A 23470-nucleotide genomic window follows, 5' to 3' on the forward strand; every position below is an offset into this window, starting at 1 on the left:
TTTATTCCACCTCGACCACGAAAAATGCCCATGCCGACTTCGCGCGCCGCTGTTCAGGCATTATGAACAGCCAAGCTGACGTTGCCCTTGCCCCGGACCGAAGGATCGGTCAACCGGGCCGGGCGACAGAAGGAATATCCGCCGGTCTCCGGCCCCGCAGGAGGAAATCGCGCCCATGCCCCAATGGATTGTCGACTTAGTAGGCGAAAGTCTCGCGCCAATCGTCTGGGTGGCGATCGTCGCGATCGCCGTGTGCCTGTTGGCGATGCTGATGATCGTCTTGGCGAAAAAGGCCTTCGGTGGACGAATTGGCACCGGGTTCAAGGCAAGCGCTCCGCGATTGGCGGTGATGGATGTCGCCCGAATCGACGAGAAACGCCGACTCATCCTGGTGCGACGTGACGAGGTCGAACATCTCGTACTGGTCGGGGGGCAGAACGACGTGCTGCTCGAGGGCAACATCTTGAGAGTTCGTGCCGCCACCGGAACTCGCCGCGAAGAACCAAGCGGCAATTTCCCGGCGTTCAAGGACGATGTTTCGCCGGAACCGGCTTCCGACCGAGATGTCGCGCCGATTCCCGTTCCCGAAGCGAAGCCGGTGGCTTCACGCCCTGAACCGCGCCAGCAGGAAACGGTCGCCTCGCGGCCTTTGGCCGAAAGCAAGTCCCGCCCCGCACCGGTAATGGCGCCCTTGCCGGTGCCGCCGGCTCCAACCGCCGCCACCGAGACGGAACCGGCCAAAACGCCACCATACACCGCCACACCGATCCCAAAGATAGAGGCCGATCGTTCTGCGCCACCGTCCGCGCGGAGCCTTCCTCCACGTTCGATCGCCACGCCAACGCTCAACCTGCGGCAGAGCCGGTCGACGACGGAAGCCCGCAACGTCTCGCCGGAGTTGCCCACCTCCGAACCGGATATGGCATTCCCCGCGCCGTCCGATTCCGGCCGCCGCGAGCCGTCACTGGCAGTGCCGGAGCCACGACCGGCACTGACGAACTCCGAGGCCGAGCAACCCCGCGCCAATCTGCGCGCGCAAATGAATCGCGCCCAATCCCCTGCGCTGGATCGCGTGCAGGATGCGACCGCACCGGCCATTGCCGTGGATGCCGTCGATGCCGCCGACCGCCGGGATCCGCCGCGCCAGCCGCTGTCTGTCAGGAGCTTCGCCACCGCGATACAAAATCGCAAGGCGCCGCCGGAAATGCCGCAGCCGGCTTCCAAGCCGGTCGCGACGACGACGCAAAATGATGCGAACCCGTCGCACAGCAGTCCCGATCAACGGGATCGGCAGCCTTCGGGGCCGCCGGCCACCGGCTTGCGTTCCCCGTCCTCAAGCCAGACGGAGGCGACGTCGAAACATCCATCCGTCCCGGAGGCCGACCCGAGTCTCGAAGATTTCCTTTCGGCCGAGATCGATGCGGATTTTGGCAACGACGCCTTCTTCGCCGACAAACCCGACGAAGTCGATCCGGGTGCGGATGCACCGCGCGGAGCGACCCAGCTTGAGACCTCCAGATCACAGCCGGTTCCGGCGACGGCAGCCGAGGCACCGCGCCCGCTCGCCCCGGCGCCAGCGGCCTCATCCGTCGGGAACGGCATACCTCCTCAGCCGGACACGCCGTCCCGCAACGCCGCTGCTCCTGTGCCTTTGACGCTGGAAGAAGAAATGGAACGGCTGCTGGGCGACTTCAATTTCGGCGACGACAGCGATCGGAAAGCCCACTGAGTCCGGCAATCGCCGGACTCGTGCTCATGTGCGCCTGACACTGAAGCCGACTCGTGCCGCCGCACGATACCGACCCGGATCGCTGCGCTGCCAACGGCGCATCTGGCAGGAGATGTTCGAGGATTGCGGAGAAATCCGGTTGCTGGGAGCAGCTCATCCGCCAAAACGGCTGATATGGGAAACCGGCAATGGCGGGAGTTCAGTCCTTCGTCGATGCGCGCCCCGTTAATCGGGACCTGTCCGGAGTTTTGCTGGCCGAACCTATAGGCGGCAGCCGGAATCGCGATGCCTGAACGCACCCGTCCGGGGACCTAATCGTCCCGATAGACCTTCTCGCGGCGCTCGTGCCGCTCCTGCGCTTCCAGGGACATCGTCGCGATCGGACGGGCGTCCAGCCGCTTCAGGCTGATCGGTTCACCCGTCTCTTCACAATAGCCGTAGGTCCCCTCGTCGATTCGCTCCAACGCATCGTCAATCTTGGCAATCAACTTGCGATGGCGGTCGCGCGCCCGCAACTCGATGGCGCGGTCGGTTTCCGACGAGGCGCGATCGGCCGCATCGGCAAGATTGCTGTTGTCGTTGGCCAGCGCCGCAAGCGTCTCACGCGATTCGCGCAAGATCTCCGCCTTCCAAGCCAGCAGCTTCTTGCGAAAATAGTCCCTCTGGCCCTCATTCATGAACTGTCCGTCCTCGGACAAGGTCGCCTCGATATTGAGTGTTTCGCTCATCACGCACCTCCGTTCACGCAATCGGGCTTATAGCGACGCTTTCGACAGCGAACAAGTTGTTCATAGAGTACAACTTGAAAGTGAACGGGTTTCTAACATCCCGTTTTCCTTCGCTTTTCGACAAGGCTTATCGACCCGCGCCGTGACGCGGCTATGACAAGCGAGACACGTGCGGCCCCGCGCGTTCGCGCGTTTCGGCGCAAAGAGCCTGGATACCGCCTTCCGGGTAAGAAGCCGACCCGCTTGGCCGTCACCGGATTGCTCGACGCCGTCGTTTCGGCATAGTCCATCGCCATGTCCGCCTTATCGCACAGCCACCGCCTCTACATCCTGCGTCATGCGCATTCGTCATGGGCCCTTCCGGGCCAGCGCGATCACCACCGGCCACTGGATGCGCGAGGGCGCAAGGAAGCCGACCGTCTCGCGGATTTCATTGCAAGGAAAGGCTACCGCTTCGACGTGGTGGTGTGTTCGACCGCGAAGCGAGCGAGCGAGACCTATGACCGGATCCGCCCCAAACTTCCGTCTGGCAGCCGCGAGGAAACCTCGGACGCCCTCTATGCCCTGGGCGTCGAGGCCTATTATGAGGCGGCGCGACGTCACGGCGACGCGGATGCGGTTCTGCTCGTCGGTCATAACCCGATGATCGAGGAGTTCACTCTGTCGCTGATCGCAGGGGGCGATCCAGCCGCCATCGAAGCCATTCGGATGGGGTTCCCCACCTGCGGCCTCGCTGTCATGGAGTTTTCCGGGCCGCTGAGCGGAATCGCAGCGGGCACCGGCCGGCTGCGCGAGTTCGTCGATCCGCATGATCTGGGTTAGACGAAGGAGACCCACTTTCGACACGCATGGTCACCGCCTATATCGCCGACAGCCCGTCTCCAGAGGATCCCCGCCCCGCCTATGACCTCTCTTGCCGACGAGGCCCGCCTCGTCCTCGACACCTTCGCCGATCGCACGACCGGCCTGTTTCACCCGACCGTGCGTCTCGGCGTCACCGGTTTGTCGCGAGCCGGCAAGACCGTCTTCATCACCGCGCTGGTCCATAACCTCCTGCATGGCGGCCGGCTGCCTCTGTTCGGAGCCCAGGCCGGAGGACGCATCCTGCGCAGCTATCTGGAGGAGCAGCCAGACGACGCGGTGCCGCGCTTCCAGTATGAGGACCATATACGCACGATCCTTGAGGACCGCGCCTGGCCGCAATCGACCCGGGCAATTTCCGAGCTGCGACTGACGATCGAATATGAATCGGCCTCGGGCTGGTCGCGAATGTTTTCCGGTGGGCGGCTATCGATCGATATCGTCGACTATCCGGGCGAATGGCTGCTCGACCTGCCGCTGCTCGACAAGGATTTTGCGACCTTCTCGACTGAGGCGATCGCGCGTGCCAAGCTTCCGTCGCGTCGCCATCTCGCCCAGGATTATCTCGCGCTTCTGGAAACGACCGATCTTGCCGCGCCCGCCACCGAGCCGATAGCCCAGGCCTTGCACGCCACCTTCGCCAAATATCTGACAGCCTGTCGCGCCGACAGGACGGCGCTGTCGACATTGCCGCCGGGGCGATTCCTGATGCCGGGCGACCTCGAAGGCTCCCCCGCCCTTACCTTCGCTCCGCTGCCAGTCGAGCCCGGCCACACCTATCCGAAGGGCTCGCTCGCGACTCTGCTGGCGCGGCGCTACGAGGCCTACAAGACGGTGGTGGTGAAACCCTTCTTCCGCGAGCATTTCGCCCGGCTCGACCGCCAGATCCTGCTCGTCGACGTGATGCAGGCGATCAATGCCGGGCCCGAGGCCGTCCGCGACTTGGAAAGCGCCCTCGCCGACATCCTCGCCTGCTTCCGCCCCGGCCGCTCGAGTTGGCTCGGATCGTTCCTGACAAGGCGGATCGATCGCATCCTCGTTGCCGCGACCAAGGCCGACCATCTCCACCGCGACAGCCATCGCAGGCTCGAGTCGATCGTTCGCCGAATGCTCGACGACGCCATCGCGCGCGCCAATTTCTCCGGCGCCCGAACCGATGTTCTCGCCCTTGCCGCGATCCGGGCGACCCGCGAAGCGAGCGTCGACGACCGCGGCGACACGCTGCCCGTTATCGTCGGCACCCCCGCGGCCGGCGAGACGATCGGCGACGAAACCTTCGACGGCAAGACCGAAACGGCGATTTTTCCCGGCGATCTGCCCGCCGATCCGGCGCGGCTGTTCGTCGACAGCGGCGGCGGCGCAGCGGACCCGATCCGGTTCGTGCGGTTCAAGCCGCCAAAACTCGAACGCGACGCGGCCGGGATGACGCTGTCGCTACCGCATATCCGGCTCGACCGGGCCCTCGAATTCCTGTTGGGAGATCGCCTGGCATGAGCAACGACGAGAGCCCACGCCCCGGCCGGCGTCCCGGCGCCTATCGCCTGGAAGAGGCGGGCATCCCCCGCACCGACCGGGACCAAAAAACCGCTGCGCCGGGACGATCCCCGCGCGCGATCGATGATCTGGCGCGGATCACCATCGAGCCGGACGACGCCATCGAGCAGGAGGCGATCGTGGAGCTTGAGATCGAGCAGACGGCGCGGCGGCGCCACGGCTTCTCCTTCGGCAAATTGTTCCTCGGCGCCCTCGGGATTCTCGTCTCGCTCGGCGTCGGCCTCGCGGTCGACAGCCTGGTCCGGGATCTGTTCGCCCGGTCACAGTGGCTCGGATGGGCGGCGCTCGTTGTTGCCATCCTGCTCGTCGTCGGCGCGCTTGGCGTGGCCCTGCGGGAAATCATCGGCCTGATGCGGCTGGCCGCCGTCGACCGGGAGCGCCAGGCCGCGCTTTCGGCCTACGAGGCCAATTCCGCTGCCGACGCCAAGACGGTCGTCCGGACCCTGACCACGCTCTTGTCCGATAGGCCCGCGACGGCCCACGGACGGGCGCGGATGGCCGAACTCGAGGACGAGGTGATCGACGGCGCCGATCTCATCGCGCTCGCTGAACGCGAGATTGTGGTGCCTTTGGACGCCAAGGCCCGCGCCCTCGTTCTCGTCTCGGCCAAACGGGTATCGGTCGTCACCGCCGTCAGCCCGAAAGCGCTGGTCGACGTCGCCTATGTGCTGTTCGAAACCGTCAAGCTCATCCGCCACATGTCGGAGCTCTACGGCGCCCGGCCGGGCACGCTCGGCCTGGTGCGGTTGACCCGCGACGTGGTGGCGCATCTGGCGGTCACCGGAACGATCGCGATCGGCGACGGCGTCATGCAGCAGCTGCTCGGCCACGGGGTGGCGGCAAAGCTGTCGGCGCGGCTCGGCGAAGGCGTCGTCAACGGGCTCTTGACCGCCCGGGTCGGCCTTGCCGCGATGGATCTCTGCCGGCCCCTGCCCTTCCTGCGGGTTCGCCGGCCCTCGATCGGCGACGTCCTCGGCGATCTCACCGCGATCGGCGCGATTCGACCGTCCCGGTCGGCCTCGGACGACACGCAGCGCGACAAATCGTGAAGACCGCGGCAAGGCTTGATTAACCCTTCCGGGCGATAAAGGCAGCCTGATACAGGCACCCCATCTGCCAGGAAGGCTCGCCCATGTCCCGCATGCTGACCGTCGGTCTCGCTTTCGCCATCGCCGCCGGTTCGGCACTGGCGACGCCTGCCCTCGCCGAACCGGACGAGGCGTTCTTCCGCCAGGTCGTCGGCCAGTGGTCGGGCCCCGGCGAGATCGTCGCCGGCAAGTACAAGGGCACCAAGTTCGTCTGCGACTTCGCCGGCTCCCAGCATCCGAGAAAGCTCGGCATGGAACTGGACGGCTCCTGCCGCGTCGGCATGTTCTCGCAGCCGATGCGGGCCGAGGTGGTGCGTTCCGGCAAAAGCTACACCGGTGCCTTCCAGGACGGCGCCAAGGGCAAGGGGCTCGACATCGTCTCAGGCAATGTCGACGGCGACCGCATCGTCGTCGGCCTCGACCGCAAGCAGCTCAAGGGCGCCATGATCGCCCGCCTCGACGGCGCCGGCGCGATGGCGATCACCGTCTCGGTGCGGGTCGCCTCGGAACTCGTGCCGGTGATCGGCATGAATCTGAAACGCACCGGCGGCACGCGCCAGAGCGCGCTGGTGAAGTAGGCGGGGGTTGCGGAAGACTGTTTGGTATCAGCTAATATGAAATAGAAATGCTAAATCTGCTTCATGGAGCAGCCAGCCATAGCAATTAGCATATTGCAAAAAGATAATTGCTATGGCATGGTGCGCGTCTCACCAACAAGGAGTGCTCCCATGTCAGCACACGACGTTTTCAAGATGATCCGCCATGCTATCGATACGGCTCCCCGCAATGGTTACGTAGCCGAGCTTCATCTTCAAGTGCTCAAATACGCGGATGATTTGGAGGGCACATCGGGAAAGGACTTTTGCGCCGCCCTCGATCTCAACAAGTCGTGGGGGACTGAATTCGCTAAGATGAAGAAGATTTCGGGAAGGCTTCGGGACGCAGGGCTTAACCCCGCAAAGATATGAGCCTCAGACGTTGAAGCAGCTACGCGGAGGAATGTTCTATGAACGCTTGCGGCCGGTGCCGCTCCTCGTTGTAGAGCGTCTCTACGATCTTCCACTTTCCCGGCATTAGAACGGCGTCTTTGACCACACGCCCCCCCTCACCGAGAATTTTGTTACCTCGTTGACGGAGCAAAATCAGCCTGATTTCCGTACCGACCTGCATGTTGCCGACTTCCCATTGGGTCTTTAGGTTGCCGTGGTTTGTGAGTGGCCGAAAGATCGAAAATCGGCCCTTACCGTCATTTGCGTCGATCCAAGAGGTTGCGACGATCTGACCATCTTCGGTCACACCCCCCCAAAAGCCTCGTGCAGTCGCGGTGCGAACACCGGCAGATATTAGTGCCTCATGATATTTTTGAAACGGCGGCAGTTTAAATGGGATTTCCATAGCTCTCTCCGGCATGTCTATGTCTTGTGTATGACGTCACTATGCCTACGAGCAGTCTGTGTCAAGTCTATGCAATGTGGATGGAGGCGGTCACGATCAGCCCATGGATTTGAAACGGAATCATAGTATTCTGTTTCAGACATACCTCGCCCGAAATGCCCTTGCCCCGCGCCGGCCTCCTTTCCTCAGCGCCCGTCGCCCTCGTCCCGCCACCACTCCCCATCCTCGCTCGCCTGTTCGATCCCCTCGCGCTCGACCCGCGCGGCCCATTCCGCCACCGTGCGTTCCCCAAAGACCAAATCCGGCGCGATGTCGGCGAGCGGCACGATGACGAAGGCCCGCTCGCTCACGCGCGGGTGCGGCAGGGTCAGCGCCGCGTCCTCGTAAGGCATCCCGTCATAATCGAGCACGTCGAGATCCAGCGTGCGCGGCCCCCAGCGCTCGCGCCGCTCGCGCTTGAACGCCCGCTCCGTCTCAAGACAAAGATCGAGGACCTCGCGAGGCCCCAGCGTCGTCTCGATCGCGGCACAGGCGTTGAAGAAGAAGGGCTGGTCGGTGATGCCCCAGGGCGGCGTGCGATAAAGCCGCGAGACGGCGGCGATCCGCGTATCGTCGCGCGCGTCGATCCGGCGCAGCGCCGCCGCCATCGTCCTTGCCGGATCGCCGATATTGCCGCCGAGACCGAGAGTGGCTCTCGCCGTCACCAGCGTTCGCCCTTCATCGCCCGGCGCATGGCGTCGGTAATCCGCAGCGCGTCCCGGTTGGCCGGCACGTTGTGAACACGAAAGATGTCGGCGCCGCGCTCGCGCAAAAGCGCGCTGGTCGCCGCCGTCGCGATGTCCGGCTCGGGGTCCTCGCTTCCCACCGCGCCACGCACGAAGCGCTTGCGCGAGGTCCCGACGAGAAGCGGGAAGCCGAGCGCCTTCATTTCGTCCAGGCGGGCCAGCACCATCAGATTCTCCGGCCCGTCCTTGGCGAAGCCGAAGCCGGGATCGAGGACGATCGCCGCATCCGCCACGCCAGCCTTACGGGCAATCGCCAGCGACCTTTTCAAAAACAGAAACTGGTCCTCGATCACGTCCGGCAGCTTCTCGCGCTCGCGGCCGGTGTGCATCAGGCAGAGCCCGGCGCCGGTTTCCGCCGCGACCTTTGCGATGCCCTCGTCCTTCTGGGCGCCCCATACGTCGTTGACGATATGCGCGCCGGCCGTCACGGCCATCTGCGCGGTTTCAGAGCGGTAGGTGTCGACCGAAATGAGACAGCCAGAACGGCGCACCAATTCCTCGATCACCGGCATGATCCGCCGCTGCTCCTCGGCGGCGTCGATGGGCGTCGCGCCGGGCCGGGTCGATTCGCCGCCGATGTCGACGATGGCGGCGCCTTCCTCGACCATCTTGAGCGACTCCGCGACCGCCGCCTCGACGCTGGCGTAACGCCCCCCGTCGGAAAAACTGTCGGGCGTCGCGTTGAGCACGCCCATGATGTGCGCGGTCCCGCCAAGATCGAGACTGCGGCCATGGGCCACATGCCAGACGCCTCCGCGTGGTTCGATCAGGTCCATTTCAGCTCCGGTCCGTGAATCCCTTGGCTCTGTCGGTAGCGCCTGACAATCTTTCGCGCAATTATGTGCGCGCCTCGCAAGGGTGGTCGAGTCGGGTCCAGCACGTTGACCGGGCCGGCCGAATGATGAACGGGTGATCCGGCGTCGATGGTGACCACGCTGAGTACGAGCCTGCGTGCGACGGCCGCCGTGCCGACAATTCTGTGACGAAAGCAGCTTGCATGGAACTTTCCGCAATCAAGCACTGGATCAGTGCCCGGGTCGAATTGACAACCCTCATCGCCGCGCTTCTCATCGCCGCATCGATCTGGGGCTTCGTCTCGGTCGCCGGCGAGGTGGTGGAGGGCGACACCAAGGGCTTCGACGCCGAGATCCTGCTGTCGCTGCGCAATCCGGCCGATGCCTCCGACCCGCTCGGCCCGCGCTGGGCCGAGGAGTTCGGCCGCGACATGACCGCCTTCGGCGGCACCGGCGTACTCATTCTGGTGACGGTGTTCGCGGGTGGCTTCCTGTGGATGCAGGGAAACCGCCGTTCGATGCTGATGGTCGTCGCGGCGATCGGCAGCGGCTTTCTGATGAGCCAGCTCCTGAAATACGGCTTCGACCGCCCTCGGCCCTCGCTCGTCCCGCACGGTTCCTTCGTCTACACGGCGAGTTTTCCCAGCGGTCACGCGATGATGTCCGCGGTCACCTATCTGACCTTGGCGATCCTCGTCGCCCGCGTCCAGTCGAAGCGGCGTGTGCGCGCCTTTTTGATCAGCGTAGCGGTGTTCCTGACGGTCCTCGTCGGGGTCAGCCGGGTCTATCTTGGCGTGCACTGGCCGTCCGACGTGCTGGCCGGCTGGACGGCGGGCGCCGCCTGGGCGGTCGGCTGGTGGATGATCGCCAGATGGCTGGAATCGCGTGGCGCGGTGGAGTCCGAACCGCCCGAGACGGTGGAGGCCGACGACGTTGATCGGGATCCGCAGCGATCGCACGCCCCCGTCAACTGAGCATCGCGAGGACGAGCCGCCGCAATGTCCCGACGAAGCCGCGGCATCTTGACTGTGCATGGTGTCGGCAAGTTTGCCGCCATCGCACCGCCGAGGCTTGCAGACGTCGCGTCGCTATGGAATTGATCATGCCCTGCGACGCGCGTTCCTGACAGCTCACGCGTCGGCCGGACACGGCGAACCCAGCACCGGAACACGGGCGGACCATGGAATATTTTCTCCAGCAGTTGATCAACGGGATCACCCTTGGGTCGATCTACGGCCTGATCGCCATCGGCTATACGATGGTCTACGGCATCATCGGCATGATCAATTTCGCCCACGGCGAAATCTTCATGATCGGCTCCTTCATCGCGCTGACCGTGTTCCTCCTGCTCGCGGCGATCGGCATCACCTTCCTGCCCTTGGTGCTGGTGATCATGCTGGCCGTCGCCATGCTGCTCACGGCGCTCTGGGGCTGGACCATCGAGCGGGTGGCCTACCGGCCGTTGCGCGGCTCGTTCCGGCTGGCCCCGCTAATCACCGCCATCGGCATGTCGATTTTCCTGCAGAACTTCGTCCAGATCACGCAAGGCGCGCGGGTCAAGCCGCTGCCGCCGCAGATCCGGGGCGGGATTACCCTGCTCGATGGTCCCGGCGGCATCGTCGTGCAGATCTCCTACATGCAGATCATCATCATCGCGACGACCATCGTCCTGATGGCGGCCTTCTCGCTGGTCATTTCGCGCACATCGCTCGGGCGCCAACAGCGCGCCTGCGAGCAGGACCAGAAAATGGCCTCGCTGCTCGGCGTCAACGTCGACCGCACGATCTCGCTGACCTTCGTGATGGGCGCCACCCTCGCCGCCGTCGCCGGCATGATGTACCTGCTCTATTACGGTGTCATCGACTTCTACATCGGCTTCGTCGCCGGCGTGAAAGCCTTCACCGCGGCCGTACTCGGCGGCATCGGCTCCATGCCGGGCGCCATGCTCGGCGGTCTGGCCATCGGCCTGATCGAGACGTTCTGGTCGGGCTATTTCTCGGTAGAATACAAGGACGTCGCGGCCTTCTCCATTCTAGCGATCGTCCTGATCTTCATGCCGTCCGGCCTGCTTGGCCGGCCGGAAGTCGAGAAGGTCTGAGACGATGGCCAACACCACGTCATCAACGCTCTCCAACCTGCCGGAAGGCGCCGAGCGCGAATCCGAGGAACGCCGCGAGGCGATGCGCGGCGAGACTCCCTTCGTGGAGGCACCGCGAAGCGACAGCCGCCTCGTCGCCTCGCTGAAGGAAGCGGGCATCACCGCGGCCATTGTCGCCGGGTTGACGATCGTCTTCTTCGCCTTTCGCAGCGACATTGCGACCGGCGGCCTCGACCTCCTTGCCCGTCCGATGCTCTGGCTCAGCTGGATCGCCATCGCCTTTGTCGGGCGGTTCCTGCTGTCCTACTTCCTGTTCAAGGCCGAACGGCCGATCTCGGGCTATTTCAAGCGGACGAAGAGCGCGTCGGCGACCACCGGCGGCCTTCCGCTTGGCCAGATCGTGGGCATCCTTTTGCTCCTCGTCGCTTTCACCCTGCCGTTCCTGCTCGACACGTTTCTTCCGAGCCAGAACCGCTATCTGCTCGATCTGGCGATTCTCATCCTCACCTATGTGATGCTGGGCTGGGGTCTGAATATCGTGGTCGGCCTCGCCGGCCTGCTCGATCTTGGCTATGTCGCCTTCTATGCCGTCGGCGCCTATTCCTTCGCGCTCCTGTCGACGAATTTCGGGCTCGGCTTCTGGGTCTGCCTGCCGATGGCAGGGCTGTTCGCGGCAATGTGGGGCGTCATGCTCGGCTTCCCGGTGCTGCGCCTGCGCGGCGATTATCTGGCGATCGTGACCCTGGCCTTCGGCGAGATCATCCGCATCGTCCTGCTCAACTGGTACGAATTCACCGGCGGGCCGAACGGCCTTCTTGGTATCCCGAAACCGACCCTGTTCGGCCTTGAGTTTTCACGCGGAGAAGGCTCCTTCTCTGACTTCTTCGGCCTCGAATACAGCTCGGTGCAGCGCTTCATCTTCCTCTATTACATCATCCTGGCGCTGGCGCTGCTGACCAATTTCGTCACCCTCAGGCTGCGCAAGCTACCCGTCGGCCGTGCCTGGGAAGCGCTGCGCGAGGACGAGATCGCCTGTCGCTCCCTCGGCATCAACACCGTCAACGTCAAGCTGACCGCCTTCGCCACAGGCGCGATGTTCGGCGGCTTCGCCGGCTCGTTCTTCGCGGCGCGCCAGGGCTTCATCTCGCCCGAGAGCTTCACCTTCATCGAATCGGCGATCATCCTCGCCATCGTCGTGCTGGGTGGTCTCGGCTCGCAGCTCGGCGTGGTCATCGCCTCGGTGGTAATGATCGGCGGCATCGAACTCTTGCGAAACCTGACAGCGCTGCAGGCCGTGTTCGGCAGCGATTTCGATCCCACCCAATACCGGATGCTGATCTTCGGCCTGGCCATGGTGGGCATCATGGTCTGGAAGCCGCGCGGCCTGATCTCATCCCGCTCGCCGTCCGTCTTCTATAAGCAGAAGAAGAAGATCGGCGCCGATCTTGTCGCCCAGGGCGAGGGTCACTGATGTTGAAGGAAAGCGAACGCTGGACGATCGATCCGGTTCTCACCGTCGAGCATCTGACGATGCGCTTCGGCGGCCTGACCGCCGTCGATGATCTGAGCTTCAATGTCGGACGCGGCGACATCACCGCCCTAATCGGTCCGAACGGCGCCGGTAAAACCACGGTCTTCAACTGCGTCACCGGTTTCTATAAGCCGACCGAAGGACGCATCGCGCTGCGCCGCGGCCGCGGCATCCCGGAGGCAAAGGTCCGCGAACTGACCGACAGTGGCCGTCAGTACATCGACGCCGATTCCGGCTCGATCTTTCTCCTGGAACGCATGGCCGACTTCAAGATCACCGAAGTCGCCGGCGTTGCGCGAACCTTCCAGAACATCCGCCTGTTCGGTGGCATGACGGTGCTGGAGAACCTGCTCGTTGCGCAACACAACAAGCTGATGGACGCGTCCCACTTCACCATCGGCGGCCTGATTGGCCTTCCCGGCTACCGCCGTGCGGCGGCGGCCGCCAAGGACAAGGCGATCGAATGGCTTCGTCATACGGGACTGCTTGATCGAGCGGACGATCCGGCGTCCGACCTTCCCTACGGTGCCCAGCGGCGTCTGGAGATCGCTCGGGCCATGTGTACCGATCCCTCGCTTCTATGCCTCGACGAGCCGGCCGCCGGCCTCAATCCGCGGGAATCGGCAGAACTCAACACGCTGCTGAAATACATCCGCGACGAGCACGATGTGTCTGTCCTTCTGATCGAGCACGACATGGGTGTGGTCATGGAAATTTCCGACCACGTCATCGTGCTCGACTACGGCAAGAAGATATCGGATGGTTCGGCCGGCAAGGTTCGCAACGACCCGAAGGTGATCGCGGCCTATCTCGGCGTCGACGACGAGGAGGTCGACGCGATCGAGGACGATCTGCATATCAAGAAAGGCGGCGCCAACGCCGCGCCCGAAAGCACCCAGGGAGGCGCCACATGAGCGCCGTTGTCGAACCGGGACCGGCGGCCGAACCGTTGCTGATGATCCGGGGCCTGCAAACCTTCTACGGCAAGATCCAGGCGCTCAAGGGCGTCGATGTCGACGTCTACGAAGGCGAGATCGTTACCATGATCGGCGCCAACGGCGCCGGCAAATCGACGCTGATGATGACGGTTTGCGGCAATCCGCGCGCCCGCGAGGGCCAGATCGTCTATCGCGGCGAGGACATTACCCATCTGCCGACCCATTCCATCATGTCCAAGTCGATCGCCCAGTCGCCGGAGGGACGCCGGGTGTTTGGGCGCATGACGGTAATGGAAAATCTCCAGATGGGCGCGATCCTGGAGGACGCCTCCGTTTTCGAGGACGATCTGCGCAAGGTCTTCGAATTGTTTCCGCGCCTCAAGGAGCGTCGGGGCCAGCGCGGCGGCACGCTCTCCGGTGGCGAGCAGCAGATGCTGGCGATCGGCCGGGCGCTGATGAGCCGGCCGAAGCTGCTATTGCTGGACGAGCCGTCGCTCGGCCTCGCGCCGCTGATCGTCAAGCAGATCTTCGAGGTCATCCGCGAACTCAACCGCAATGAAGGTCTGACGGTGTTCCTGGTCGAACAGAACGCCTTCCATGCCCTGCGGCTCGCCCATCGCGGTTATGTCATGGTGAACGGTATGATCACCATGACCGGCACAGGCAAGGAACTGCTCGCCCGCGAGGAGGTTCGTAGCGCCTATCTCGAGGGAGGAGCGCACTGATGGCGCCCGAAATGTCCTTGCTCTGGGAAGTCGCGATCGGCGAATTCCTGTTCGTGACGGTAATCCTCGGTGGCGGCGGCGCCTGGATGATTGGCCGATCGACGGCTTTGACCTGGAGCGGGTGGGGTCTGATGGCGTTCTATGTCCTGCTTTTGACCATCGCGGTGCGCTTTATTCATTTCAGCCTCTTCGGCGGGACGTTCTTCCTGCCGCCGGCGACCTTCGGCGTGGCGCTCTACTATGCGGTGATCGATTACATCGTGCTGTTCGCCTTCGCGGCCGCCGGGCGCAGCTTCGTGCGCACGCGGCAGATGAGCCGGCAATACGGCGTTTTGCGCGGCAAGGCATAATCAGCCCGACCGTATGATTCAGCATCATTGAAATTTTCGGCCGGCGCTATTCCAACGCCGGCAAATCCGGTCTTTAATCCCCGCCAGGAGGGGATGCACACTGCATCTCCGTGGCCCACCGGGCCGCCTCAAAGAATAAACAGGGAAGATTCTCATGAAGAAATTGCTTCTGGCGGGCGCAGCGCTCAACCTCGTCTTCGCGGGCGCGGCCTATGCTGAGATCACCATCGGCGTCGCCGGTCCGATGACCGGACAGTATGCGAGCTTCGGTGAGCAGCTGCGCACCGGCGCCGAGCAGGCTGTCGCCGACATCAACGCCAAAGGCGGCGTCAACGGCGAAATGCTAAAGCTCTCCGTCGGCGACGATGCCTGCGACCCGAAGCAGGCGGTCGCGGTCGCCAACCAGTTCGCCTCGCAGGGCGTCCCCTTCGTCGCCGGCCATTTCTGCTCGGGTTCTTCGATTCCGGCGAGCCAGGTCTATGCCGACGAGCAGATCGTCCAGATCTCGCCGGCCTCGACCAACCCCGACTTCACCGACAAGCGCCCCGGTGACGGCGTTTTCCGCGTCTGCGGCCGTGACGACCAGCAGGGCGAGGTCGCCGGCAAGTACATTGCCGACACCTTCCCGGATGCCAATGTCGCGATCATCAACGACAAAACCGCCTATGGTAAGGGCCTCGCAGACGAGACCCAGAAGACCTATGAGGCAGCTGGCAAGACCCCGGCCCTGGTCGAATCCTACACGGCCGGCGAGAAGGACTACACGGCTCTCGTCACTAAGATGAAGGAAGCCCAGATCGGCCTCGTCTATGTCGGCGGCTACCACACGGAAGCCGGCTTGATGGCGCGTCAGATGCGCGAGCAGGGCATGGACACCGTGCTGATGTCGGGTGACGCGCTGGTCAGCGACGAGTATTGGGCGATTACCGGTGACGCCGGCCAGGGCACGCTGATGACCTTCTCGCCGGACCCGCGCAAGAACGAGGCAGCTGCTCCGGTCGTCGCCGAACTCGAGAAGCAGGGCAAGACCGCCGAGGGCTACGTGCTCTACACCTATGCGGCGATCCAGGCCTGGGCCGATGCCGCGACCAAAGCCGGCTCGACCGACTACGACCCTGTCGTCGAGGCGCTCAATTCCAGCGATTTCTCGACGGTCATCGGAGACCTGAAATTCGACGACAAGGGTGACGTGACCTTGCCTGGCTACGTTCTCTACGAGTGGAAGGACGGCAAGTACGACTACGTCGAAACCGCCGACGCCGGCGGCGCGATGATGTCCGATGAAAAAATGAAAGAGGGAATGGAAGAGATGTCGAAGGAAGGCATGGACGCCCCCTCCAAAGACGCCGAGAAGCCGGAAGAAACCGAGAGCAAGTAAGGCGATCGGCGAGCTCCGCCTTCCGTCATCCGACTTTGACAAGACCCCGGCGCGCAGCGCCGGGGTTCTTTTTTGCCTGGCCTATGTGGGGTTTTGCACGCGACACAGACCGACCGCAAACCGGCGACGCAGGCCCGCCATCAACCGTGCCGGAACGTCGCCTGCCGTTTTTCGCGGAAGGCCGACATGCCCTCCTTCTGGTCGCCGCCGGCAAACAGCGCGTGAAAGATCCGGCGTTCGTGCAGAAGTCCCTCGCGCAGACCGACCTCGAAGGAACGGTTGGTCGCCTCCTTGGCGGTCATCGTCGCCGGCTTGGAGAACTCCGCGATCGTCGTCGCCGCGCCGAGCGCCTCCTCCATCAGTCTGTCCGCCGGCACCAACCGCGAAACGAGGCCGATGCGTTCGGCCTCCTCGGCGTCGATCATCCGGCCGGTGAGGATCATGTCCATCGCCTTGTACTTGCCGACCGCGCGGGTCAAACGCTGCGAGCCGCCCATGCCTGGAATGATGCCGAGCTTGATCTCAGGCTGACCGAACTTGGCGCTGTCGGCCGCGACGATGAGATCGCACATCATAGCCAGTTCGCAACCACCGCCCAGCGCGAAACCGGCGACGGCCGCGATCATCGGCGTGCGCACCCGCTCCAGCGCCTCCCATTCGGAAAACCAGTCGGCGAGCATCATCTCCATCGCCGAGCGATCTTCCATTTCCTTTATGTCGGCCCCGGCCGCGAAGGCCTTCTCCGAGCCGGTGATCAGGATCGCGCCAACCTCGGGATCGCGATCGAGTTCGGCCGTCAACCGAACAAGCTCGCGCATGACCGCGCTATTCAGCGCGTTCAGCGCCTTGGGGCGATCGAGGGTGAGGATCGCGACGCGGCCCTCGCGGCGTTGCAGGACGGTGTCGGTTTCGCTCATGGATTGTCTCCCGGTTTATCGAGGCAAGACAAGCAAGACCGCTCGCCCGCGTGACAGGACGGCGGGCCGGCCTCGCGTTCGAGACCAGCCCACAGGCGCTTATTTAGGCTGCATCCGGATTGCACCGTCGAGGCGGATCGTCTCGCCGTTCAGCATAGGATTTTCAACGATATGGATAGCGAGCTTGGCATATTCCTCCGCCGTGCCGAGGCGCGAGGGAAACGGGATCGAGGCGGCGAGCGACGCCTGCACCTCTTCCGGCATGCCGGCCAGCATCGGCGTCTCGAAGATGCCGGGGGCGATGGTCATCACCCGGATACCGCTCTTGGCGAGGTCGCGCGCCATCGGCAGGGTCATGCCGGCGATACCGGCCTTGGAGGCGGCATAGGCGATCTGCCCCATCTGCCCGTCGAAGGCCGCGACCGACGCCGTGCCGACGATGACGCCGCGCTCGCCGTCGGCGTTCAGCGGCTCGACCTCGGACATCCTCAGTGCCACCTGGGACGAGAGATTGAACGTGCCAATGAGATTGACCGCAATCACCTTCTGGAACAGCACCGGATCATGAGCCTCGCCGCGCGACACCGTCTTGCGGCCGACGGCGATACCGGCGCAATTAACCAGAATACGAGGCGTCCCATGCGCCTCGACGGCCTTGGCCAGGGCATCGGCCACCGACCCCGGGTCGGACACATCACACTTGACGAACAGGCCGCCAATCTCGTCCGCGACCGCCCGGCCGCCCTCCTCGTTCACGTCGAGCACGGTGACCTTCGCGCCCATCGCCGCGAGTGCCCGCGCCGTGCCGCGGCCGAGCCCCGATCCCGCACCCGACACGATCGCCGGCGTTATCTGTCCAATATCCAAGAATCTCACCCCCAGTTTCGCCGGCCGACTCGATCGTCTCTCGCGGTCGGTCCCTATTCCCGATGAATTAGCACGTCGCTGGACCTACGAAAGCCCCGGATGAAGGGCCCCCGCCACAGAAGCGATATCGAGCGGCCACCTTCCCTGCCCCGCCGCCCTGTCGTATGCAGCGCGCAAAGCAACATCCGGCCTGGAGTTTGGCATGTCCCGCACCGTCTACGTCAATGGCGATTACCTTCCCGAGCAAGACGCGAAGATCTCCGTCTTCGATCGCGGCTTCCTCTTTGCCGACGCAGTCTATGAAGTGACCAGCGTCCTGTCGGGCAAGCTCGTCGACTTCGCCGCCCATATGAAACGGCTCGAGCGTTCGCTATCGGAGCTCAAGATGGCAGCCCCGGCCAGCGAGGCGGAGCTTCTGGCAATCCACCGGGAGTTGGTGAAACACAATCACATCGATGAAGGCCTGATCTACATGCAGGTAGGCCGTGGCGCGGCCGATCGCGACTTCCTGTTTCCGCCGAAAGACACCAAACCGTCGCTGGTTCTTTTCACCCAGGCAATGGGGCTGCGCGACAAGCCGGCGGCGCGCACCGGCATCAAGGTCGCCTCGGTGCCGGATCTGCGCTGGGGCCGGCGCGACATCAAGACCGTGCAGCTGCTCTATCCCTCCATCGCCAAGACGGAAGCCAAAGCCAAGGGCGCCGACGACGCCTGGTTGATCGAGGACGGCATGGTAACAGAGGGAACCTCCAACAACGCCTATATCCTCACGGAAGACGGTGCGCTGGTCACACGCGCCCTGTCCCATGCGATTCTGCACGGCATCACCCGCGCCGCCGTGTTGCGAATGGCCGAAGAGGACGGCTTGCGGATCGAGGAGCGCAGCTTCACGCTAGACGAGGCCAAGCGGGCGAAGGAGGCCTTCATCACCTCGGCCTCCGCCTTCGTGCTGCCGGTGGTGGAGATTGACGGCGTGACGCTCGGCGACGGAACACCCGGCCCGGTAGCGCGGCGACTAAGGGAAATTTATCTGGCCGAGGCGGAACGCACGGCGATCTAGGCAGCTCCGCGACGTCACGGCCGGGAGCGGGCAGCGGCCACCGGGTTTCGTTTCTTGCGTTTGGGTTTCGTTTTATCCATGATCGCCTCCCTCTGGAGGAGTACGTCATGCTGTCCGACCGCCAAATGCAGATTCTCGAGGGCGCCAAGCGCTCGGGTCGCGTCTCCGTCGATGAACTGGCAGGACGCTACGACGTTTCCGTGCAGACCATCCGCAAGGATCTGAACGAGCTTTGCGATCAACGGCTATTGTCCCGCGTGCATGGCGGCGCCGTGCTCTCCTCCGGCGTGGAGAATGTCGGCTATGACGCGCGGCGGACGATTGCAGCCGAGGAGAAGGCTGCGATCGGCAAGGCTGTCGCCGATCTCATTCCCGACCGGGCCTCGCTGTTCATCAATATCGGCACGACCACCGAGGCCGTGGCGCACGCCCTCCTTCGCCATGCCGGACTGATGGTGATCACCAACAACATCAACGTCGCCACGGCTATGCGGCCCTATCCGGAGATGGAGGTCGTGATCGCCGGCGGCGTCGTGCGTCGCTCCGACGGCGGCATTGTCGGCGAGGCGGCCGTCGATTTCATCCGCCAGTTCCGGGTGGATTTCGCGGTGATCGGCGTTTCGGCAATCGATGTCGACGGGTCACTTCTCGACTTCGACTATCGCGAAGTGCGGGTCGCCCAGGCGATCATTTCCAATGCCCGTCATGTGATTCTGGCGTCCGATTCGTCGAAGTTCGAGCGCAGCGCGCCGGTGCGGATCGGCCACCTCGACCAGATGGACACCTTCGTCACCGACGTCGCGCCGGCCTCCATCCACAGCATCTGTCGTGACAATGAAGTCCGTTTGATCGAGACCTCTCCGGCCACAGTTGACCGAAACAGGGGGCATCGTTAATTTTCGTTTGACCTTCGGTTTAGTTTCGTAATAGCCTTCATGATGTTCGCAATCGCAACTTAAATGTTGCACTGCGAAGCGTGGGGAGGCTCTTCTGGACTACGACGTCTTCATCATCGGCGGCGGCATCAACGGCTGCGGTATCGCGCGTGATGCCGCGGGCCGCGGCTACAGCGTCGGCCTGGCCGAGATGAACGATCTGGCCTCCGGCACGTCCTCTTGGTCGACCAAACTCATTCACGGCGGCCTGCGTTATCTCGAGCACTACGAGTTCAGCCTGGTACGGCACGCGCTGATGGAGCGCGAAGTGCTGTGGCGAATCGCGCCGCACATCATCCGGCCGTTGCGGTTCATCCTGCCCCACCATGCCGGGTTGCGGCCGGCCTGGCTGCTGAGGCTGGGGCTGTTTCTCTACGACCACCTCGGTGGTCGCAAGAAGCTGCGGGCGACGACGACGGTCGATCTCGACGGCCCGCTCGGCGCGCCACTGAGGGACGAATTCCACAAGGGCTTCGAATATTCCGACGCGCGCGTCGACGACGCCCGGCTCGTCGTTCTCAACGCCCGCGACGCCGCGGCCCGGGGCGCCGACATCATGGTCCGCACCAAGGTGATCGGGGCACGGCGCGAGACCGACCGATGGAAAGTGACACTCAGCGATCAGGAGAACGGTCGGACTTTCACGGTTTCGGCGCGCTTCCTCGTTAATGTCGGAGGCCCCTGGGTCGACGCGATCATCCAGACAGCGATAGGGCAAAACCAGGCCCACAACATTCGCCTCGTCCAAGGCTCGCACATCGTCACCCGCAAGATCTACGAGCACGACCGCGCCTATATTTTCCAGAACGCCGACGACCGGATCATCTTCACGATTCCCTATGAGGAAGACTTCACCCTCGTCGGCACGACCGACCAGGATTTCGACGGCGATCCGGCCGACGCGGCGATCACCGAGGCGGAGACGCAATACCTGCTCTCTGCCGCCAGCGAATATTTCAAACATCCGTTGGCCGCAGACGACATCGTCTGGTCCTATTCCGGCGTGCGCCCGCTTTTCGACGACGGCGCCTCCAAGGCGCAGGAGGCCACGCGCGACTATGTCCTGAAGGTCGAGGGCGACCAGGACGAGCCGGCGCTTCTCAACGGGTTCGGCGGCAAGATCACCACCTATCGGGTGCTCTCCGAGGAGGTTCTGGAAAAGATCGAGTGGCGCCTCGGCGCCAAGGGATCGCGCTGGACCGGCGCCAAGCCCCTGCCCGGCGGCGACTTTCCGGTCGAGGGTCTGGCGGCGCTGGAGTCCGAATTGCACCGCTCCGTTCCTGAACTCGATGATCGCACAGTGCGGCGTCTGGCACGCGGCTATGGCACCGACATCCGCAAGTTCGTGCTGCCCGGCGCGCTGGGGCAGGATTTCGGCCATGGGCTCCATGAAGCCGAGATCGATTGGCTCGTCCGCAATGAGTGGGCACGGACGGCGGAGGACATTCTCTGGCGCCGCACCAAGCTCGGATTGCGATTCGACAGAGATCAGGAATCCAAGCTTGCCGAACATTTGAAGAATCGAAAAGCTGACTGGCGCAAAGCGGCCGAATAGCAGCCGTCTGGGAGGGCAACTTGCTCGAATTGCAAAACGTCAGCCGCAGCGTTGGCGGCGAAAAACACATCATCGACGTGTCGCTGACCCTTGAGCGTGGCTCTCTCAACGTGCTGCTCGGTCCGACACTCGCCGGCAAGACCAGCCTGATGCGCCTGATGGCGGGCCTCGACGCGCCGACCTCGGGCCGCATCGTCATGGATGGCGAGGACGTGACCGGCGTTCCGGTGCGCAAACGCAACGTCGCCATGGTCTACCAGCAATTCATCAACTACCCCTCCTTCACCGTCTACGAGAACATCGCCTCGCCGATGCGGATCGCCGGTCATTCCAAGGCGCAAATCGAAGCGGCGGTCCACAAGGCCGCCGAGCTGATGAAGCTTACGCCGTTTCTCGACCGCACCCCTCTCAATCTTTCCGGCGGCCAGCAGCAGCGCACGGCGCTGGCCCGCGCGCTGGTCAAGAACGCCGAGCTTGTGCTGCTCGACGAGCCGCTCGCCAATCTCGACTACAAGCTGCGCGAGGAACTGCGCGAGGAACTGCCGCGGATTTTCGCCGAGACCGGGGCGATCTTCGTCTACGCCACGACCGAGCCGCATGAGGCGCTGCTCCTGGGCGGTCGCACCGCCACGATGTCGAAGGGTCGCGTCACGCAATTCGGCGAAACCACCGAAGTCTACCGCCGCCCGCACGACCTTCTGACGGCGCGGACCTTCTCCGATCCGCCGCTCAACGTCATGGATTTCGTCAAGACCGGCACACGCTTCGCCTCGCCGAACGGCGTCGCCTTCGATGCCGGTCCCGCGTTTTCCGACCTTCCCGACGGCGCCTACCGCGGCGGCATCCGGCCGCATCATCTGGCTTTTGAAAGCGGGGACGGCGGCTTCGAGGCGCGGGTCGCCCTGACCGAGGTCACCGGCTCTGAAACCTTCGTTCACGCCGATGTCGGCGACAACAGCATCATCGCCCTCGTCCACGGCGTCCGGCGCATCGAACCCGGCGATCATATTCGCCTGACCTTCGACCCGGCGAAAATCCTGATCTTCGACGAACACGGCAACGCCACCGCCGCGTCCGCGCGACAAGCGGCTTGAGGAGGCGTTCATGGCTCGCATCCGTCTCGATCATATCCGCCACGCCTATTCGCGGGCGCTCGGTGACGCAGGGATCTACGCGCTGCGCGAGGTGGATCACGCCTTCGAGGATGGCGGCGCGTATGCGCTGCTGGGTCCGTCCGGGTGCGGCAAGACCACGTTGCTCAACATCATTTCCGGGCTGCTGACGCCCTCCGAGGGGCATGTCTATTTCGACGACCGCGACGTCACCGAACTGACGCCGGAAGCGCGCAATATCGCCCAGGTGTTCCAGTTCCCGGTGATCTACGACACCATGACGGTGCGCCAGAACCTCGCCTTCCCGTTGAAGAACCGCAAAGTGCCGGCCGCCGAGATCAAGACCCGCGTCGAGGACATGATCCGCCGCATCGGTCTGGAAGCGAAGGCCGACCGCAAGGCTCGCGGCCTGACCGCGGACGAAAAGCAGAAGATCTCGCTTGGGCGCGGCCTGGTCCGTTCTGACGTCAACGCCATCCTGTTCGATGAGCCGCTGACCGTCATCGATCCGCATATGAAGTGGCAGTTGCGCTCGGAGCTGAAGCAGCTGCACCGGGAGTTCCAGATGACCATGGTCTACGTCACTCACGACCAGACCGAGGCGTTGACTTTCGCCGACAAGGTCGTGGTCATGTATGATGGCGAGGTCGTCCAGATCGGCACGCCGGAAGAGCTGTTCGAGCGGCCAAAACATACTTTCGTCGGCTATTTCATCGGCTCGCCCGGCATGAACGTCCTGCCCTGCCGGATGGAGGGCGGCGAGGCCGTCATCTCAGACATCCGCATCGCCCTTCCCGGCAACCCGATCGGGTTCCATTCGGGTCAAAAGACCGAACTCGGCATAAGGCCGGAATTCGTCGAGATCGTTGGCCGAAACGATGGAATCCCCGTCAGCGTCGAGAAGGTCGAGGATGTCGGCTCGGAGCGCATCGTGCGCGCGACGCTGGCAGGCACGCGACTGAGCGCCATCGTGCCGGAAGGCGCTGGCATTCCAGCGGACGCGGCGGTCCGCTTCACGCCCGACGCGCTCAATCTTTACGCCGATTCCTGGCTGGTCGAGCGGGCTTAGG

General features: G+C 63.9%; 25 protein-coding genes. 18 read left to right on the plus strand and 7 right to left on the minus strand.

The window, feature by feature from the left end; genetic code table 11:
- Positions 1-196: 196 nt before the first annotated feature.
- Positions 197-415 (minus strand): hypothetical protein, encoded by a 219-nt coding sequence (locus tag ING15_RS19470; protein WP_232845678.1) that lies wholly within the window; start codon positions 413-415, stop codon positions 197-199.
- 27 nt (positions 416-442) lie between these two features.
- On the opposite strand from ING15_RS19470, the gene ING15_RS08950 reads away from it, so the two are divergent.
- Positions 443-1729: a hypothetical protein gene (locus ING15_RS08950; protein WP_332873801.1), complete on the plus strand. Its 1287-nt coding sequence runs from the start codon at positions 443-445 to the stop codon at positions 1727-1729.
- 311 nt (positions 1730-2040) lie between these two features.
- On the opposite strand, the gene dksA is transcribed toward ING15_RS08950, so the two are convergent.
- Positions 2041-2457 (minus strand): RNA polymerase-binding protein DksA, encoded by a 417-nt coding sequence (gene dksA / locus ING15_RS08955; RefSeq protein ID WP_206454456.1) that lies wholly within the window; start codon positions 2455-2457, stop codon positions 2041-2043.
- A 294-nt stretch (positions 2458-2751) separates the two neighbouring features.
- On the opposite strand from dksA, the gene ING15_RS08960 reads away from it, so the two are divergent.
- The 5 genes from ING15_RS08960 (at position 2752) to ING15_RS08980 (ending at position 6928) form a co-directional block, all read left to right on the plus strand.
- Entirely contained in the window at positions 2752-3279 is a 528-nt protein-coding gene (locus ING15_RS08960; protein ID WP_206454457.1) for a SixA phosphatase family protein, read from the plus strand.
- Between the two features lie 81 nt (positions 3280-3360).
- Positions 3361-4812 carry a YcjX family GTP-binding protein gene (locus tag ING15_RS08965; protein ID WP_206454458.1) on the plus strand — a complete coding sequence of 484 codons (1452 nt, stop codon included), beginning with the start codon at positions 3361-3363 and terminating at the stop codon, positions 4810-4812.
- Positions 4809-5921 carry a YcjF family protein gene (locus ING15_RS08970; protein WP_206454459.1) on the plus strand — a complete coding sequence of 371 codons (1113 nt, stop codon included), beginning with the start codon at positions 4809-4811 and terminating at the stop codon, positions 5919-5921. The genes ING15_RS08965 and ING15_RS08970 overlap by 4 nt, the downstream gene beginning before the upstream one ends.
- Before the next feature lie 83 nt (positions 5922-6004).
- A complete protein-coding gene (locus ING15_RS08975; protein ID WP_206454460.1) occupies positions 6005-6538 on the plus strand; it encodes a hypothetical protein in 534 nt (177 codons plus the stop codon).
- A gap of 150 nt (positions 6539-6688) precedes the next feature.
- Positions 6689-6928 (plus strand): HTH-like domain-containing protein, encoded by a 240-nt coding sequence (locus tag ING15_RS08980; RefSeq protein ID WP_206454461.1) that lies wholly within the window; start codon positions 6689-6691, stop codon positions 6926-6928.
- Positions 6929-6947: 19 nt separating this feature from the next.
- Here the strand turns inward: ING15_RS08980 and ING15_RS08985 are convergent, their stop codons facing one another.
- From ING15_RS08985 to folP, 3 genes are all read right to left on the minus strand, one after another.
- A complete protein-coding gene (locus ING15_RS08985) occupies positions 6948-7355 on the minus strand; it encodes a hypothetical protein (protein ID WP_206454462.1) in 408 nt (135 codons plus the stop codon).
- A gap of 185 nt (positions 7356-7540) precedes the next feature.
- Complete coding sequence (gene folK / locus ING15_RS08990) at positions 7541-8059, minus strand: 2-amino-4-hydroxy-6-hydroxymethyldihydropteridine diphosphokinase (protein WP_206454463.1); 519 nt, start codon at positions 8057-8059, stop codon at positions 7541-7543.
- On the minus strand, positions 8056-8916 hold the full coding sequence (gene folP / locus ING15_RS08995; protein WP_206454464.1) for a dihydropteroate synthase: 861 nt from the start codon (positions 8914-8916) through the stop codon (positions 8056-8058). Before folP ends, folK begins: the two co-directional genes overlap by 4 nt.
- Before the next feature lie 221 nt (positions 8917-9137).
- Here folP and ING15_RS09000 point away from each other — a divergent pair, with 221 nt between their 5' ends.
- The 7 genes from ING15_RS09000 to ING15_RS09030 all read left to right on the plus strand — a co-directional run bounded on the left by ING15_RS09000 (position 9138) and on the right by ING15_RS09030 (position 15954).
- Positions 9138-9908: a phosphatase PAP2 family protein gene (locus tag ING15_RS09000; RefSeq protein ID WP_206454465.1), complete on the plus strand. Its 771-nt coding sequence runs from the start codon at positions 9138-9140 to the stop codon at positions 9906-9908.
- A gap of 206 nt (positions 9909-10114) precedes the next feature.
- Positions 10115-11032, plus strand: coding sequence for an ABC transporter permease subunit (locus tag ING15_RS09005; RefSeq protein WP_206454466.1), 918 nt, complete (start codon positions 10115-10117; stop codon positions 11030-11032).
- Positions 11033-11036: 4 nt separating this feature from the next.
- Entirely contained in the window at positions 11037-12503 is a 1467-nt protein-coding gene (gene livM, locus ING15_RS09010) for a high-affinity branched-chain amino acid ABC transporter permease LivM (RefSeq protein ID WP_206454467.1), read from the plus strand.
- On the plus strand, positions 12503-13477 hold the full coding sequence (locus ING15_RS09015) for an ABC transporter ATP-binding protein (RefSeq protein ID WP_206454468.1): 975 nt from the start codon (positions 12503-12505) through the stop codon (positions 13475-13477). Before livM ends, ING15_RS09015 begins: the two co-directional genes overlap by 1 nt.
- The gene (locus ING15_RS09020; protein ID WP_206454469.1) at positions 13474-14226 is read left to right on the plus strand and encodes an ABC transporter ATP-binding protein; all 753 of its coding nucleotides are present in this window, start codon (positions 13474-13476) and stop codon (positions 14224-14226) included. Before ING15_RS09015 ends, ING15_RS09020 begins: the two co-directional genes overlap by 4 nt.
- Entirely contained in the window at positions 14226-14576 is a 351-nt protein-coding gene (locus ING15_RS09025) for a DUF6867 family protein (protein ID WP_206454470.1), read from the plus strand. The genes ING15_RS09020 and ING15_RS09025 overlap by 1 nt, the downstream gene beginning before the upstream one ends.
- 154 nt (positions 14577-14730) lie before the next feature.
- Positions 14731-15954 carry a branched-chain amino acid ABC transporter substrate-binding protein gene (locus ING15_RS09030; RefSeq protein ID WP_232845659.1) on the plus strand — a complete coding sequence of 408 codons (1224 nt, stop codon included), beginning with the start codon at positions 14731-14733 and terminating at the stop codon, positions 15952-15954.
- Positions 15955-16094: 140 nt separating this feature from the next.
- Here the strand turns inward: ING15_RS09030 and ING15_RS09035 are convergent, their stop codons facing one another.
- Together ING15_RS09035 and ING15_RS09040 are read right to left on the minus strand one after the other, a co-directional pair.
- Positions 16095-16871, minus strand: a complete 777-nt coding sequence (locus tag ING15_RS09035; protein ID WP_206454471.1) for an enoyl-CoA hydratase — start codon at positions 16869-16871, stop codon at positions 16095-16097.
- 99 nt (positions 16872-16970) lie between these two features.
- A complete protein-coding gene (locus ING15_RS09040) occupies positions 16971-17738 on the minus strand; it encodes an SDR family NAD(P)-dependent oxidoreductase (protein WP_206454472.1) in 768 nt (255 codons plus the stop codon).
- A 202-nt stretch (positions 17739-17940) separates the two neighbouring features.
- Between ING15_RS09040 and ING15_RS09045 the strand changes: the two genes are divergently transcribed.
- The 5 genes from ING15_RS09045 to ING15_RS09065 all read left to right on the plus strand — a co-directional run bounded on the left by ING15_RS09045 (position 17941) and on the right by ING15_RS09065 (position 23469).
- Positions 17941-18798 (plus strand): D-amino-acid transaminase, encoded by an 858-nt coding sequence (locus tag ING15_RS09045; RefSeq protein ID WP_206454473.1) that lies wholly within the window; start codon positions 17941-17943, stop codon positions 18796-18798.
- Positions 18799-18905: 107 nt separating this feature from the next.
- A complete protein-coding gene (locus ING15_RS09050) occupies positions 18906-19694 on the plus strand; it encodes a DeoR/GlpR family DNA-binding transcription regulator (RefSeq protein WP_206454474.1) in 789 nt (262 codons plus the stop codon).
- 94 nt (positions 19695-19788) lie between these two features.
- Positions 19789-21288 (plus strand): glycerol-3-phosphate dehydrogenase, encoded by a 1500-nt coding sequence (gene glpD, locus ING15_RS09055; RefSeq protein ID WP_206454585.1) that lies wholly within the window; start codon positions 19789-19791, stop codon positions 21286-21288.
- 20 nt (positions 21289-21308) lie between these two features.
- Positions 21309-22382: an ABC transporter ATP-binding protein gene (locus ING15_RS09060; RefSeq protein ID WP_206454475.1), complete on the plus strand. Its 1074-nt coding sequence runs from the start codon at positions 21309-21311 to the stop codon at positions 22380-22382.
- 10 nt (positions 22383-22392) lie between these two features.
- Positions 22393-23469: an ABC transporter ATP-binding protein gene (locus ING15_RS09065; protein WP_206454476.1), complete on the plus strand. Its 1077-nt coding sequence runs from the start codon at positions 22393-22395 to the stop codon at positions 23467-23469.
- The last annotated feature ends 1 nt before the right edge of the window (position 23470 follow it).

This window comes from Aurantimonas marina, assembly GCF_017183135.1.
In the GTDB taxonomy this organism is placed as follows: Bacteria; Pseudomonadota; Alphaproteobacteria; order Rhizobiales; family Rhizobiaceae; genus Aurantimonas; species Aurantimonas marina.